14 protein-coding genes are annotated in these 15235 nt (G+C 57.0%); 10 read left to right on the forward strand and 4 right to left on the reverse strand.

Annotated elements, in window-relative coordinates:
* Together AMS69_RS16400 and AMS69_RS19835 are read left to right on the forward strand one after the other, a co-directional pair.
* On the forward strand, positions 1–285 hold a 285-nt coding region (locus tag AMS69_RS16400; RefSeq protein ID WP_162230994.1), incomplete at its 5' end, for a transposase.
* Positions 282–1031 (forward strand): sulfatase-like hydrolase/transferase, encoded by a 750-nt coding sequence (locus AMS69_RS19835; RefSeq protein ID WP_274378016.1) that lies wholly within the window; start codon positions 282–284, stop codon positions 1029–1031. The genes AMS69_RS16400 and AMS69_RS19835, both read left to right, overlap by 4 nt.
* Before the next feature lie 120 nt (positions 1032–1151).
* On the opposite strand, the gene AMS69_RS20315 is transcribed toward AMS69_RS19835, so the two are convergent.
* Positions 1152–2774, reverse strand: a complete 1623-nt coding sequence (locus tag AMS69_RS20315; protein ID WP_155119986.1) for a hypothetical protein — start codon at positions 2772–2774, stop codon at positions 1152–1154.
* Positions 2775–2912: 138 nt separating this feature from the next.
* Here AMS69_RS20315 and AMS69_RS16410 point away from each other — a divergent pair, with 138 nt between their 5' ends.
* From AMS69_RS16410 to AMS69_RS20950, 4 genes are all read left to right on the forward strand, one after another.
* Entirely contained in the window at positions 2913–3707 is a 795-nt protein-coding gene (locus AMS69_RS16410) for a glycosyltransferase family 2 protein (RefSeq protein ID WP_053969148.1), read from the forward strand.
* Positions 3708–3794: 87 nt separating this feature from the next.
* Entirely contained in the window at positions 3795–4958 is a 1164-nt protein-coding gene (locus AMS69_RS19840; RefSeq protein ID WP_077067825.1) for a glycosyltransferase family 4 protein, read from the forward strand.
* 126 nt (positions 4959–5084) lie between these two features.
* The gene (locus AMS69_RS20945; RefSeq protein WP_238378570.1) at positions 5085–5261 is read left to right on the forward strand and encodes a hypothetical protein; all 177 of its coding nucleotides are present in this window, start codon (positions 5085–5087) and stop codon (positions 5259–5261) included.
* Positions 5262–5274: 13 nt separating this feature from the next.
* Positions 5275–5520, forward strand: a complete 246-nt coding sequence (locus AMS69_RS20950; protein WP_238378573.1) for an ATPase — start codon at positions 5275–5277, stop codon at positions 5518–5520.
* A gap of 6 nt (positions 5521–5526) precedes the next feature.
* Here the strand turns inward: AMS69_RS20950 and AMS69_RS16415 are convergent, their stop codons facing one another.
* From AMS69_RS16415 to AMS69_RS16425, 3 genes are read right to left on the reverse strand one after another with little or no spacing between them, the layout of a single operon-like run.
* On the reverse strand, positions 5527–6039 hold the full coding sequence (locus AMS69_RS16415) for a metal-dependent hydrolase (protein ID WP_053969149.1): 513 nt from the start codon (positions 6037–6039) through the stop codon (positions 5527–5529).
* A gap of 8 nt (positions 6040–6047) precedes the next feature.
* Positions 6048–6497 (reverse strand): UPF0179 family protein, encoded by a 450-nt coding sequence (locus AMS69_RS16420; RefSeq protein ID WP_053969150.1) that lies wholly within the window; start codon positions 6495–6497, stop codon positions 6048–6050.
* A 32-nt stretch (positions 6498–6529) separates the two neighbouring features.
* Complete coding sequence (locus AMS69_RS16425) at positions 6530–6907, reverse strand: DUF5820 family protein (RefSeq protein WP_053969151.1); 378 nt, start codon at positions 6905–6907, stop codon at positions 6530–6532.
* A 610-nt stretch (positions 6908–7517) separates the two neighbouring features.
* Between AMS69_RS16425 and AMS69_RS16430 the strand changes: the two genes are divergently transcribed.
* Genes AMS69_RS16430 through AMS69_RS16445 form a run of 4 tightly spaced genes read left to right on the forward strand, consistent with a single transcriptional unit; the run spans position 7518 to position 15215 of the window.
* A complete protein-coding gene (locus AMS69_RS16430; RefSeq protein ID WP_053969152.1) occupies positions 7518–9590 on the forward strand; it encodes a PrkA family serine protein kinase in 2073 nt (690 codons plus the stop codon).
* Positions 9590–11872, forward strand: a complete 2283-nt coding sequence (locus tag AMS69_RS16435) for a PrkA family serine protein kinase (protein WP_053969153.1) — start codon at positions 9590–9592, stop codon at positions 11870–11872. Before AMS69_RS16430 ends, AMS69_RS16435 begins: the two co-directional genes overlap by 1 nt.
* Positions 11863–13179, forward strand: a complete 1317-nt coding sequence (locus AMS69_RS16440; RefSeq protein WP_053969154.1) for a YeaH/YhbH family protein — start codon at positions 11863–11865, stop codon at positions 13177–13179. Before AMS69_RS16435 ends, AMS69_RS16440 begins: the two co-directional genes overlap by 10 nt.
* Entirely contained in the window at positions 13176–15215 is a 2040-nt protein-coding gene (locus AMS69_RS16445; RefSeq protein WP_053969155.1) for a SpoVR family protein, read from the forward strand. Before AMS69_RS16440 ends, AMS69_RS16445 begins: the two co-directional genes overlap by 4 nt.
* Positions 15216–15235 lie beyond the last annotated feature (20 nt).

Raw genomic sequence — 15235 nt, forward strand, 5'->3', positions numbered from 1 at the left:
CTGACCGTCTACACGGACGGATTTCGGGCCTACGATCCACTCGACGATGACGAGAGCTTCCACCGAGAATCAGTAATTCACGGTGACGGCGAGTACGTTGATGAAGACGCACACGTGAACACGTGCGAGAGCCACGCGTCGCTGGCGCGACGGTGGCTCTCGCCGCACCGAGGTGTCTCAAAAGACAAACTGACAGCGTATCTCAGACCGTTCCAACTTCGGCGACGAGTCCTCCGCAAACCGGGACGAGAAGCACTGAAACAGATTATCCGAGAAGTTCTCTGACTCACCAACAATGTACTTCACAAGAGCGTACAAATTTACTCAGGGATGCAGATCGGGTAGCGGGGATTGATTCAGATAGGTATCGTCAATTATACGATGACGGATTGAGGTATGTTGATAAGCAGATAGAAAATTTCGTTAACCAGCTTAAATCCTCTGGAATGTGGGATGAAACAGTTCTACTTATTACAGCCGACCACGGAGAGGCGCTATTTGATAGAAAAGGAATGTATGGACATCCGAGACATCATCATTATGATGAGTTGCTTCACGTTCCGTTGCTAGTGCGAGCTCCTGATTTGCCGTCGCAGAGAATTCAAAGCTCATTTTCGTTGGCATGGATACATGAACTTTTCGCTGAACTCATCTCCAAGCCAATCGGAGATTTCCCCTCTACGAGTGGAAGCAATAGTTGTCTGTCAGATGACCCAGCAGAGGAACCCGTGATCTCTGATACGGTAGATGAGAACGGACACACGATAACACTCCGAGATGACACTTGGAAATATATTCGGCACAATGTCTCCCCGCCCCAAGATTTCTGGTATCCGTTCGGTGACAATGAACAGGCATATCGCTACATCACCGACCAAGGAGAGCGGAATCTAGCGGATATTTCTAATGTGAAAGAGATGTCAACAGCGGCAGAGAGTTATTTAATTTCGCCTGAGGACCTTCCTAAACTGGAGGGCGAGTTTTCACGAGATATGGAAGAACAGTTGGAAGATCTCGGGTATAAGATGTAAGTACCGGTGTTGCAGACAGATGGGATGTGAATTTAATAATTGTAAAGCCATTTCATGATGTAGTAAGGATTACAGTTCAGAGAGGTGATTCATACGTTTTCCTCTTATGTTCTCAGATCTCTATTTTTTTGCGAATAATCGAACGTTCCCGGACGAGTATACAGTCGATCGATGTCTTAGTTCTATGAGAGGCTTGTAATCGAGGACTTGTGTTCCACTCATTCGATAGCGGTTGATGTCTCTAAGCACGATATGTCCCTTTACACTGGAGACATTACCATTGAACATGGGCTCTCCAATCGGTGTCCAGCCGTCTTGCAATGAGTGTCCCTCTCCCGGTCGGTATGTTCTATCGGCTGATATTTCGTGTAGCTCGCGTGCGTAATATAGGTCGGTTGAGACATTGTCCGTCACTCCACCTATAGTTCCCTTTGCGTGTTGCTCTTCCTCAGTAAGATACTGCCTGAATTGGCCTGGGTGATCCGGTGACGCAATCGGTGCAGTCAATTGAACTAAAATAAGGAGTCCGACAATAAAGATTGTGCCCGCACTGGGGAGGCGTTCAACACCAAATTCAGCGAAAATAGCGAACGGAACAACCGCTAACAGGATAACTCGTGTATATGGAATATTGGGACCGAAGACCGCTATCGCAACAAGGAGAGCGCTTATCATCCCAGCGGAAATTAATAGCTGGATTGATGCATCGTTAGTTTTGTACTGTTTGTGGCTGAAAAATGCCCAGCCAATACCAGCCGCGGCACCAAGAGTTAACCAGTGTAGATTCGTTAGAATTGATCCCCAGAGTCCACCTAAGACCGGCGATGCTGCTGAAAGATCAACGGAGCCCGTGGTAAATGCCGCTCCGAAAAGAGATGGGAGGAGTATCACGTTGAACAATCCCCATCCAAAACTTGTCACAAAAAACCATTGTAGAGCAGCCAGACAAGCTAGGATTACAGTAAAAATCCCAAGCAGCCGGTCTCCCCTTGAAAATAATGTCGCTACAGCAAAAATTGGAGCAATGAATCCAAGAGAAAGTTTATGAGTGAAGGTAAGTGCGGCGAGTAGGACCAGTAATAGCGCCGCTATTTGAATTCTGTTGAGACCATTTTTACGGGAATCCATCTGGATATGGATGATAGTAGCCAAAAAGAAGGTAGCGACGAGCGGGACAGCCAGTCCCTGTGGAATCGGTTGGATGCTCCACGCTGCAAGTGTTGATGCAGTCGCCGTAATAATTCCCGCAATGAGTCCGTTATACTGAAATCGTCGAGCAATTGTTGTTGCCGCAAGCGGGGGAACAATTGTCAGTAATATTGGAGATATGATTAGGGCCCCTCGCCCTCCCACTTTCAAAAGTATTCCAGTGACTGCAGCGAGGACGTGGAAGTTTGCCGCAACCTGATAGAAGGCTAGGCTACCGATAGCTTCGGTTGACCCAGATTGAATGATTCGTTCAACGCCAACAGCAATTTTATCTGGATCCATCCCGATCATTGACGGAGTTGAGAGATAAATGTAAACACGGAACATGGTAAGACCGGACAAGAAGACTGCTAATGCAGCCATCAGGTTTCGCCGAAGTAGATATGCGGCTAGCAATAGAATAAGGGAGAAACCAATCATTGAAATATAGTATCCAAGTGGAAATAAGAAGGGTGTACCCGATATCCCGAGAAACGTGAGAATAAGTGCAATCTTAGATTTGTGTATATTTCTTTTCACGATGGAAAAGTTCACTCTGATTAGTTGTTTCCTTGATTAGCTTGTCAGTCCTAAAATCTTTACTCTAACGCGCTGGTGTTGACTGAGTTAATAAAACGACCGAATGTTTTAAAACCAACATTTATTTAGGCACAATACAGCAACACAGGGTAAATGAAATCACTCTCTGTTTGCACTGCCACATACAATAATTCAGATACAATAAGAAGGGCCCTTGACAGCATTAATTCGCTCGCCGATGAAATCGTTGTATTAGATAGTCATTCAACAGATGGAACAAGAGATATTGTCGACGAATATGCAAATTCAGTCATCTACGATTATGAATTTGAGGGATTCGCAGATATGTTTCGGACTGCAACAGAGAAGTCATCAAATGAATGGGTACTCTTTGTTGATGCAGATGAAGAAGTCAAGGAAGACCTAGCTCGTGAAATTCAAAACACCCTTGATAGCCCCTCTGAAGATGCATACCAAGCAGAGAAAAAAAACCGTATGTGGGGAGAGTGGATGCATGCTACCCACAAGCCGCGCCCGATTCTTGCTCGAAAGCAGGCACTTAGTTGGGATGACTCTTTAGTGGGAGAGGAATGGAAGGTCCGGGAGGAGTTTACTACAGGCGAGCTTCGTAATCCAATTCATCATTACGCCTACGATGACATTGACGAATATTTGGAAAAGTGGGTGAGATATACAGCAGCAGATGCACTCGACGAATGGAGAGCAGGACACACCCCATCGATTCCCAAATACTATTTCAAGGGCATTGCCGCATTTTGGTACCGGTATATATACGAGAAGGCAGTACTTGACGGATGGCAAGGGCTATTTTTTGCCGTTATGTCTGGGGTTTTCTACCCCGTAGTTGATGCCAAGATGCGGTATATTCAGATGGTTCAGAGGCAAAATGAGGATTGGGAAGATTGGTGGATTGAGACGAAGCTATAATTCTGATGATAATTATTTTGCTTCAGGGAACGCGGTATATATTCACTTGATGACAAGATATAATTGCTGGCGATATTTATTTTGTCTATGAAGATTGGATTTATAACATCAGAATACCCTCCAAATAACCCAGGAGGTGCGGGAATCAGCAGTAAATTAATTGTCGATAGTCTTCGCGATGAAGGTGTTGATGTCGATGTGTACGCCATCGTGGGCGATGAGGGTTCTCCCGAACTACAGGACGGAATTTATAAGCTACCGGACCAGTCGCACTATCCTGGCCCAAAAACCATCGGGGAGAACATCAGTGTATTTCGTCACTTACCTTCATTAGGTGAGTATGATTTACTTCATGCCTACAATGTTAGACATTTGCCAGGAGTGGTTCTGAGGAGTTCAGTTCCAGTTATTTCGACAATGAATAATCATACATGGATCTCGCCAGATGCCGAGCAACATCTCCGAGAAGGCTTACCCCAGTATGACTTACCAACGATCTTCCGTCACTCTCAGACTAATGGATACACTGGCATTCAGGCACCAATTCGTAGCGCAATAGAATGTGTTGGGAAAGCAGTAGCTAAGCGTGTTGACCACTACACCGTTCAGACTGAGGGGATGAAAACAGTAATGACCCGTTCTGGCTATGACCCCGAAAAAATAGACGTGATCCCAAATATTTTAGATGAGCGATTCAGGTCTGACGGAATAAGCAGCGAGCGCTATATACTATTTGTTGGCCAACTGTACGATCATAAGGGGCCGCTTGAAGTTATACGAGCGTTTGACGCTCTTCCGAGAAGACTAAAAGACAACTGGAATCTTAGAATCTATGGAAAAGGCAAGCTCAAATCAAAAATTGAGGCCATTATATCCGAGAAAGATCTCACACAGGTTAGCATAAATTATAGTTCCTACAGGAAACTACCGGAAGTTTACGCAAATGCAGGATTACTTGTTCATGCCTCAAAATACACAGAGCCATTTTCACGGACTTGGTTAGAAGCGATGGCGTCTGGAACACCACTCGTTGCCTCCAGAAACCCCAGCTCGTCAGACATTCTCAAAGATGTGGCCAAATTCTATGATCCGTTTGATACGCAGGCATTAACAGAAACTCTACAGGAGGTACTAGAAAACCAAAGTATGAGGGAATCAATGGCCAGATCCGGAAAGCACAGGGTGAAAAGATACACTCCAGAAAAGATAGGCAGAATGTATACCGATCTCTACAGTCGGATGATTTCGTAGTCGGACGTTATATTTAGTCTTGTGTAGCGCTATGAGTGAGGTCCCTGTGAAAACGACAGGTCACGTCTCCGTCATTACTGACCGAAGTATCACGTCTCTTATGAGTGCCTTCAGTTCTGGCCCGGTTTGTCGAACGGAATCACTCTAGGCATAGAAGAAGCCCTCGATATCGTCTGCAACGGAACGATCAGACTGGACCTACTCGAGCGCGTCGCGACGACGTTCGAAGATATCTGTCAGGAAGCGGTCTGGGAGGCAATTCGTCGCGGCGATATCGGTCCGTATTTCGAGGGCGGACGGTGAAGACGAGATTGATATCGTCGGGCTTGCTCCGGATGATGACCGTATACTGCTCGCAGAATGTAAATGGACAAGTGAGCCGGTTGGCCACGCACTCGTCACACAGCTCGGCGAGAAAACCGAGCGGGTTCGCTGGGGTTCGAACACTCGAGATGTCGAATTCGCACTGTTCTCGAGGAATGGATTCGTAGAGGGGCTCGCTAACGACATCGATTCGGACTGGTCGCCGTTCGGGCCAAGCGAGGTGGAGACGCTGCTGTAATCGACTTCATACTTCAAGCTGGGCTCTCAGGTCCGCTACCAGCACGTACGCCGCCAAAGCGAGAACGACAGCTGAAAACGCAGTCCAGAGGTGGAGATTCACCGACCCCGCACCGGCCCAGTTGGGGATAGCCGACCGAGCAACGGGAGGCTGGAGGGGCCAGAGCAGGTCCGGAGACATGCGTGGGTTCGGCGGGAGCAGTTGCTGATTATCGGCGACCAGGTGCGAGAGATGGGCGAACGCGAACGCCCCACCGAGCCGCGCCCGCTCCGTCCGGATGCCATACGCGACGACAGCAATCGCGAGCGGGAGCGCAAACGGGAGCGAGTGCATGAACACCCGCCCGGACGGGATGAGAAACAGTTCGTACGCCAGGGGCTTGTCGACGAGGTCCGGGAACTGGCTCCCGAAGAACGCGACTGCGAGTAACTGGAGCGACGGCAGTCGTTGGTCTCGAATGACCGCATACGCCGCGATGGGAAGGAGGGCGATAATGAAGTGCTCGCTTGGGAGGACCATATCTCGGCCTACTTGTCGTCGCCTTCCAACTTGACTAGCGTCAGGTCGCGGTCTAGCATGCAGTAATCATGCGGCGGGTCGCCGATAATCTCGTCAATCCGGTACTCCTCGTCGAAGTCGGCTCCGGCGGGCTCACAGTAGGGATGGCTGGGACACTCAGTGTGTGGACAGGGGCCCATCAGTGACGCTTTGCTCCCGGCATAGGCTCCCTTCGAGGGTACGTTCGCTTTGATCGGCGCGGGCTCGACTTCGACGGCCCGCACACCGTCTTGATGCATAGCGCAGTCTAGCGTTTGCCCGCTCTCTCTGACAGTGGTAATCCGGTACCGGGTCCCAGTCGTCAGATTGAGACACTGGTCGCGGTAGGGACAGCCCGCACAGCCGTTGGCTTCGCCGCGGTAGACGAACTCCGCGCCGGCCTCGGCGAGGCGCGTCCCGACGAGCGTGACGGTGGTCATACCGGGCTATAGAACGTCGCCACGGTAAAGTATCATGACCGCCCGGTCAGGTCGTCCAGTTTGTCGAGATACGCATCACGGGGTACCTGATACAGCGACCGGTAGTCCAGGTCGCCGTCGGCGAACCGGGTCGCCAGTTCAACAGCGCCTTCAACGGCAGTGTCGCGGCCCTCGTAGGAATCAGCGTCGCGCTCGACATCGGGCTCCAGATAGAAGGTGACGTACCAGCTCTCACCGGTCCGGTCAGCGCCGGGGCGACGGGTCCGCTTCCCGCGTGTGAGGTAGATGGTCGGCAAGCACGGTGCCGGAAACTGCTCGGAGTCGAAGACGTCCGGGCGGTACGCGAGGATGAGCTTCTCGTCGGTCTCGTTCCACACCGTCCAGTCGTCAGGGAGGCCCGACAGGTCCATACCGCTGAATTGGCGCGGACCGGCAAGAATCCGCTGGTCCGTCACAGGGTCCGTCAGCTCCAGATACCGACAGCCAGTTGCGCGACGGACGGTCAAGGCGTACCGTTGCGATACCGTGTGACCTGTTTGCAGCCGCCAATCAATCCGGCAACAGATTCACATCAATCCAGCGCTAAACACTGGCCGACACACCGAAGCGAACAGTTGACAACCGACACAGTATATAAACTAACGCAAAAATAATGAGATGTGCTAACATACGTGTGGCCCGCCATCCCCGAATTCGGCCGACCAGCGCACCGAAATTTATCGGCGGTTTGCCCATAAGAGGGCAAAGTTCTTATATGAACAGAAATCGTACGGTAAATAGTATCGGAAACAGTTCGGCACTGATTCCCGTTACCAAACCAGGTCGGAACAGTCCCCGTGTTCCGCCCGGCAGGTCAGCCATGGAAGGGCACACGCGCCACCCTGCAGTGAAGGGGTATTCAGCGGCTGTATGCGGTCACATCTGTAGCGAACAGCACCGACGACGAGTAGACACACAGCCCCGAGGCCAGCCCGCAACAGCCGGCGGTCGCCTGCAGCCACGACGAACTACTGAGATAGCATGAGCAAAAACAAAGAGACACTTGAAGCGCTGAGCAAGGAGTACCGTGACACGATACCGGCGGACCTCCGGAAGACGAACACGTTCGACTGGTATCTGCAACAGTTGTACGACGAACCGAAGATCGCCCGCAACGCCCACCAGCGCGTGGCGGACATGTTCGACTACTACGGCAAGACCTACGACGAGGAGGCCGGCGTCGTCGAGTACGAACTGGCGAGCGAGGACCCGCTGAACGACGGCGAGAACACCTTCTACGGCCGGGTCATCCACGAGGCGATCCACGAGTTCGTCAACAAGGTCAAATCCGGCGCTCGCGGGCTCGGTCCCGAAAAGCGAATCAAACTACTGCTGGGACCGGTCGGATCGGGCAAGTCCGACTTCGACCGCCAGGTCCGGCGCTACTTCGAGGACTACACGAGCCGGGACGAGGGCCGGATGTACACGTTCCGCTGGACGAACCTCTGTGACGTCATCCACGATCAGGACCCCGCCGACGACGTGGTCCGGTCGCCGATGAACCAGGACCCGCTCGTGCTCCTCCCGCAGGCACAGCGGGACAAGGTCATCGAAGACATCAACGAGGACCTCGATGCGCCCTACACCATCCGTAACGAGCAGTCGCTGGACCCGGCCTCGGAGTTCTACATGGACCGCCTGCTGGCCGAGTACGACGATGATCTGCAGGCCGTTCTCGAAAACCACGTCGAGGTCGTCCGCTTCGTCGCCGACGAGAACCAGCGGCGCGGTATCGAGACCTTCGAACCGAAAGACAAGAAGAATCAGGACGAGACGGAACTCACCGGCGACGTCAACTACTCGAAGATCGCCATCTACGGCGAGAGCGACCCGCGAGCGTTCGATTACTCCGGGGCGTTCTGTAACGCCAACCGCGGCATCTTCTCGGGGGAGGAGCTGCTGAAACTCCAGCGGGAGTTCCTCTATGATTTCCTCCATGCCAGTCAAGAACAGACAATCAAGCCCAAGAACAACCCCCGTATCGACATCGACCAGGTCATCGTCGGCCGGACGAACATGCCCGAGTACCGGGACAAGAAAGGCGACGAGAAGATGGAGGCCTTCAACGACCGCACGAAGCGCATCGACTTCCCCTACGTCCTCCAGTACGAGGCCGAAGCTCAGATCTACCAGAAGATGCTGCGCAACGCCGACCTGCCGGACATCCAGGTCGAGCCACACACTCTGGAGATGGCCGGCCTGTTCGGCGTGCTCACCCGCATCGAGGAGCCGGACAACGAGTCGATAGACCTCATCCAGAAGGCGAAAGCCTACAACGGCGAGATAGACGAGGCCGACGATGTCGACGTGAAGAAGCTCCGTGAGGAGGCGGAAAAGATGGCTGACATCGGCGAGGGGATGGACGGCGTCTCCCCGCGGTTCATCGGCGACGAGATCGCCGAGGCCATCATGGACTCGATGCACCGCAGTCGAGACTTCCTCTCGCCGCTGACGACGTTCAACCACCTCGAAGGCAACCTCGAAAACCACGGCTCCATCGACGAAGAGTCGTTCAGCAAGTACTACCGCTTCCTCGAACTCGTCCGCGAGGAGTACAAGGAGCGGGCCATCGAGGACGTGCGCCACGCGCTGGCATATGACATGGACGAGATACAGCGCCAGGGCGAGAAGTACATGGACCACGTCATGGCCTACATCGACGACGCGACCGTCGAGGACGAACTCACCGGCCGCGAGCAGGAACCGGACGAACAGTTCCTCCGCTCGGTCGAGGAGAAGCTCAATCTCCCCGAGGACCGCAAGGACGACTTCCGGCAGGAAGTGTCCAACTGGGTGTCCCGGCGCGCCCGCGAGGGTGATACGTTCAATCCGCAGGACAACGACCGCCTGCGCCGGGCGCTGGAACGCAAGCTCTGGGAGGACAAGAAACACAACATCAACTTCTCCGCGCTGGTCTCCAGTTCGGAGATGGACGACGAGGAGCGCAACCAGTGGATTGACGCCCTCATCGAGCAGGGCTACTCCGAGGAGGGAGCCAAGGAAGTGCTCGAATTCGCCGGTGCGGAGGTCGCCAAAAGCGAGATGGAAGAGTAATGACAGGCCAGGAGTACATCGACCGCGCGGACGAGTCCCTCGACGCCGCCTACGAGGCCCCGATGAGCCTCGCAGAGTACGTCGACGCCGTCCTCGAAACGCCCCAGATCGCGGCGCATGCCTCGAAGTACCTGCTCGACGCCATCGAAGACGCGGGGACGCGGCTGGTCATTGAGGAAGGCGAGGAGAAGGAGCGCTACCGCTTCTTCGACGACCCGTACAACGACGGCGAACACGCCATCCTCGGCAACACCGAGGTGCTGAACGCCTTCGTCGACGACCTCCGCTCGATTGCGGCGGGCCGCGGGAAAGACGAGAAGATCATCTGGCTCGAAGGGCCGACAGCGACGGGGAAATCCGAACTGAAACGCTGTCTCATCAACGGCCTGCGGGAGTACTCGAAGACGCCCGAGGGGCGGCGCTACACCGTCGAGTGGAACGTCGCCGGCGCGGGCGGCAACGCCACCAGCATGACCTACGGGAACGCGGCCATCGAGGACGAGGACGACTGGTACGAGAGCCCGGTTCAGGCCCACCCGCTGACGGTGTTCCCCGACGACGTGCGGACGGACCTGCTCACCGAGGTCAACGAGCGCCTCGACGACCACATCCCCATCCGTGTCGACGGCGAACTCGACCCGTTCTCCCGAGAAGCCTACGACTTCCTCGAAGAGCAGTACCGGCGACAGGGCGAGACGGACCTGTTCTCCGCCGTGACACAGCCGGCCCACCTCCGGGTGAAGAACTTCGTCGTGGACGTGGGCCGGGGCATCGGTATCCTCCACTCGGAGGACGAGGGGACGCCCAAGGAGCGGCTGGTCGGCTCGTGGATGCACGGGATGCTCCGCGAACTCGATTCGCGGGGCCGGAAGAACCCGCAGGCGTTCAGCTACGACGGCGTCCTCTCGCAGGGCAACGGCCTGCTGACCGTCGTCGAGGACGCGGCCCAGCACGCCGACTTACTCCAGAAGCTGCTGAACGTCCCCGACGAGAGCCACGTCAAACTCGACAAGGGCATCGGGATGGACGTCGACACCCAGCTGGTCATCATCTCGAACCCGGATCTGGAAGCCCAGCTCAACAAGCACGCCGACCGAGAGGGGCAGGACCCGCTGAAGGCGCTGAAACGCCGGCTCGACAAACACGAGTTCACGTACCTGACGAATCTCTCGCTTGAGGCCCAGCTCCTGCGGCGGGAGCTGACCAACGAGACGCGGGTCTGGGACCCCGAGTCTTGGGACGAACTGGAGACGTGGATTCAGGAGCCACTGACCATCTCGGTCCGGGATGATGTGGCCTCGGCCACCGAGAAGGAACTGGCCCCACACACCGTCGAGTCCGCCGCGCTGTACGCCGTCGTTTCGCGGCTCGACAGCGCCGAGATTCCGACCGGGCTGGACCTCGTCGACAAAGCGCTGCTGTTCGACCGCGGCTACCTGATGGAGGGCGACGAGCGCGTCGACATCGAGGACTACGACCTGGAGACCACCGCCGAGGACGGCGACCACGGCATCCCGGTCACCTACGTCCGTGATATCATCGCCGACCTGCTGCACGAGCCACAGGACCGCCATCATCCCGACCTCCCGGTCGAACACGTGCTGATGCCCCGGGACGTGCTCAACGCTGTCGCCGAGGGGCTGGAAGACGCACCAGTGTTCTCCACCGGCGAGGCCACCGAGTACGAGGAACGCGTCGTGACTGTCAAGAACTACATCTTCGGCCAGCAGGAACAGGACGTGCTCGACGCGATGATGCGGGACAAGCGCGTCGACGAGGCGACCGTCGAGGAGTACATCGAGCACGTCTACGCCTGGGAGTCCGACGACCAGATAGAGAACGAGCGGGGCGAACTCGTCGACCCGGACCCCCTGAAGATGAAGGTGTTCGAGATCGAGCATCTGGGCCGGTTCGACGAGAAGAACTACGACGGTAACGACCCCGACCACGCCGTCGAGCAGTTCCGCACCGACAAGATAATCACGGCGCTGAACCGCCACGCGTGGCAGCGCCGGGACGATGAGTTCCGCGTCGGCGACGTCAACCCCAAGGAGATTCCGGTCATCAACACTGTCCTCGGGAGCTACGACTGGGACGATATCAAGCGGACCTACGAGGACTTCGAACCCGGGCAGTGGGACAACCCGCCGTCCGGGACCGAGACGGCCCGCCTCAAGGCAAAGACGCTGGACAACATGGTCGAGATGTTCGACTACACGGCGGCGTCGGCCGAACTGACGAGCCGCCACGTCATGAGTCAGGTGAGTTATAGATGGGACTGAAAGACGACCTCGAACGGTACCGCGACGTGGGCGAGGAGCGCCGCCAGGACCTCGCCGAGTTCATCCAGTACGGCGACCTCGGCCAGTCTCGGGGCGACTCCGTGCGTATCCCGATCAAGATCGTCGACCTCCCCGAGTTCGAGTACGACCAGCGCGACCAGGGCGGCGTCGGCCAGGGTGAAGGAGCCGAAGAAGGCGACCCGGTCGGCCAGCCACAGCCCCAGCCCGGCGACGGCGACGACGGCGAGGACGGCGAGCCCGGCGAGGAGGGCGGCGAACACGAGTACTACGAGATGGACCCCGAGGAGTTCGCCGAGGAGTTAGACGAACAACTGGGGCTCGACCTCGAACCCAAAGGGAAGAAAGTCATCGAGGAAAAGGAAGGCGACTTCACCGATATCACCCGGACCGGTCCCTCCTCGACGCTCGACTTCGAGCGGCTGTTCAAGAAAGGCCTCAAGCGCAAGCTCGCGATGGACTTCGACGAGGACTACGTCCGCGAGGCGCTAAAAGTCGACGGCTGGGGGCCGGCCACGGTCTACGAGTGGACCCGCGAGCAGAACATGCCCGTCTCGAAGGCGTGGATCGACGACGCCTACGAGGAACTGCCCGCCGACGAGAAAGCAGTCTGGGACTCCATCGAGGAGATGGAGGACATCGTCGAGAAGGTCGAAACGTCCCAGCGCATCCGCCGGGAGGGCGTCGACCAGATCCCGTTCCGGCGCGAGGACGAACGATACCGCTACCCCGAAATCGTCGAGGAGCGGGAGAAAAACGTCGTGGTCGTCAACATCCGGGACGTCTCCGGGTCGATGCGCCAGAAGAAACGCGAACTCGTCGAGCGGACCTTTACGCCGCTTGACTGGTATCTCACGGGCAAGTACGACAACGCCGAGTTCGTCTACATCGCCCACGATGCCGACGCCTGGGAGGTCGAGCGCGACGAGTTCTTCGGCATCCGTTCGGGCGGGGGCACCCGGATCTCCAGCGCCTACGAACTCGCGGCGGAGATCCTCGAAGAGGAGTACCCCTGGAGCGAGTGGAACCGCTACGTGTTCGCGGCGGGCGACAGCGAAAACTCCTCGAACGACACCGAGGAGAAAGTCATCCCCCTGATGGAACAGATCCCGGCGAATCTCCACGCGTACGTGGAGACCCAGCCGAGCGGCAACGCCATCAACGCCACCCACGCCGAAGAGGTCGAACGCAACTTCCGCGACGCCGACAACGTCGCGGTCGCGTACGTCTCCTCTCCGGAGGACGTGGTGGACGCCATCTACGACATACTCAGCACGGAGGACCAATGAACAACGATAGATTCGCGAAACAGCGCGTGGCCGACGACCTCGACGAGCCCGTCGAGGAGGCCGGCAATCTCGCCAGAAAGCTCGGCCTGAAACCGTACCCGGTGAACTACTGGATCGTCGACTACGACGAGATGAACGAACTCATCGCCTACGGCGGGTTCCAGCAGCGCTACCCGCACTGGCGCTGGGGGATGCAGTACGACCGCCAGCAAAAGCAGGGGCAGTTCCTCGGTGGCAAGGCCTTCGAAATCGTCAACAACGACGACCCGGCCCACGCGTTCCTGCAGGAGTCGAACACGCTGGCCGACCAGAAGGCCGTCATCACCCACGTCGAGGCTCACGCGGACTTCTTCGCCAACAACGAGTGGTTCCGCATGTTCACCGACGGCTCCTCCCGGACGACGACCGACGAGTCTGGCGCGGATCGCCGCCGCGGCCCCGACGCCGCCGGAATGCTGGCCCGCCACGGCGACACCATTCAGGAGTACATGCAGGACCCCGACATCGAGCGGGCCGAGGTCGAGCGGTTCATCGACCACGTCCTCTGTCTGGAGGACAACATCGACCAGCACGTCCCCTACAGCCCCGTCGAGACGGTCCCCGAGGAGTTCGAGGACATCGAAGGGGCCGACGTGACCGAGCAACTGGAGGACCTCGACCTCTCCGAGGAGGTCAAGCGGCAGGTGTTCGACGAGGAGTGGCTGGACGCCCAGCGCGACGACGACGAGAACGTCACCTTCCCCGCCGAACCTGAGAAGGACGTGCTGGGGTTCCTCCGCAAGCACGGCATGCAGTACGACGCGGACGCCGAACGCGCCACGGAGATGGACGACTGGCAGCTGGAACTGCTGGAACTGCTCCGTCGGGAGGCCTACTATTTTGCACCGCAAAAAATGACGAAAATAATGAACGAGGGGTGGGCCTCCTACTGGGAATCCCTGATGATGACCGGCGAACAGTTCGCCGGCGACGACGAGTTCATTCTCTACTCCGACCACATGTCGAAAGTGCTGGGGTCGGGCGGACTGAACCCCTACAGCCTCGGGCTGGAGATCTGGGAGTACGTCGAGAACACGGAGAACCGCCGCGAGGTCATCGAGCGCCTGCTCCGCGTCGAGGGCATCACCTGGCGGAACTTCGACGAGAGCGTCGACTACGAGAGCGTACAGGAACACCTCCAACCGCCGGCGTGGCTCACCGACGTTCCGGGCCACCTCGACGACCTCGACCCCGAGGACCCCCGGGTCGATAGCGAGGGACTGGCGGCAGCACGCGACGGCGAGTTCGATGTCGACCAGTACCCCTGGAAGGTGCTGACCTACGAGGGGCTGGCACAGCGGCACTACTCGCTGGTCAAGCCCCAGTACCGCGGGTTCGTCTCCCGGGTCGGCCAGGAGGAACTGGAGCGGACCGCCCGCTACATGTTCGACGACTCGCGCTACGACAGCGTCGAAGCAGCGCTCGCGGACGTGGACTACACCCGCGGCTGGGAACGGATGCGGGAAATCCGGGAGAGCCACAACGACGTGACCTTCCTCGACGAGTTCCTCACTCAGGAGTTCGTCGACGACAATGACTACTTCACCTACGAGTACACCCACGCCTCCGGCGACTACCGGGTGACCTCGACGGACCACGAGGACGTCAAGAAGAAGCTCATGCTGCAGTTCACCAACTTCGGCAAGCCCACCGTCGTCGTCGAGGACGGCAACTACCAGAACCGCAACGAACTGCTGCTGGCCCACCAGTACAACGGCGTGATGCTCGACATCGGGCAGGCCAAGGAGGTGCTCAAGCGGACCTTCGAACTGTGGGGCCGTCCGGTGAACCTCCTGACCATCGTCAAGGAGTTCGACGACCACGACGTCGAGGTGGCGAAACGGCGCGACCGCGAACCGGAACCCGAGGAGGTCGGCAAGCGCATCCGCTACGACGGCGACGAGGTCACCGTTACCGACGTGGACTGGGCCGAGGTCGAACACCTCACGGCGACCGACATCGACTACAACACCAAGCCCGACGAATGGCTGGCCTGAGCGCCCGTCGTCTGTATTTA

Source organism: Haloarcula rubripromontorii (assembly GCF_001280425.1).
Classification (GTDB): Archaea; Halobacteriota; Halobacteria; order Halobacteriales; family Haloarculaceae; genus Haloarcula; species Haloarcula rubripromontorii.

Bases quoted from the DNA above. Each gene is read 5' to 3' on its own strand.
- AMS69_RS16445 (WP_053969155.1), top strand. From the start codon at position 13,176: ATGAACAACGATAGATTCGCGAAACAGCGCGTGGCCGACGACCTCGAC.
- AMS69_RS16420 (WP_053969150.1), bottom strand. From the start codon at position 6,497: ATGACCACCGTCACGCTCGTCGGGACGCGCCTCGCCGAGGCCGGCGCG.
- AMS69_RS16410 (WP_053969148.1), top strand. From the start codon at position 2,913: ATGAAATCACTCTCTGTTTGCACTGCCACATACAATAATTCAGATACA.
- AMS69_RS16435 (WP_053969153.1), top strand. From the start codon at position 9,590: ATGACAGGCCAGGAGTACATCGACCGCGCGGACGAGTCCCTCGACGCC.
- AMS69_RS16415 (WP_053969149.1), bottom strand. From the start codon at position 6,039: ATGGTCCTCCCAAGCGAGCACTTCATTATCGCCCTCCTTCCCATCGCG.
- AMS69_RS16440 (WP_053969154.1), top strand. From the start codon at position 11,863: ATGGGACTGAAAGACGACCTCGAACGGTACCGCGACGTGGGCGAGGAG.
- AMS69_RS19840 (WP_077067825.1), top strand. From the start codon at position 3,795: ATGAAGATTGGATTTATAACATCAGAATACCCTCCAAATAACCCAGGA.
- AMS69_RS16425 (WP_053969151.1), bottom strand. From the start codon at position 6,907: ATGGACCTGTCGGGCCTCCCTGACGACTGGACGGTGTGGAACGAGACC.
- AMS69_RS16430 (WP_053969152.1), top strand. From the start codon at position 7,518: ATGAGCAAAAACAAAGAGACACTTGAAGCGCTGAGCAAGGAGTACCGT.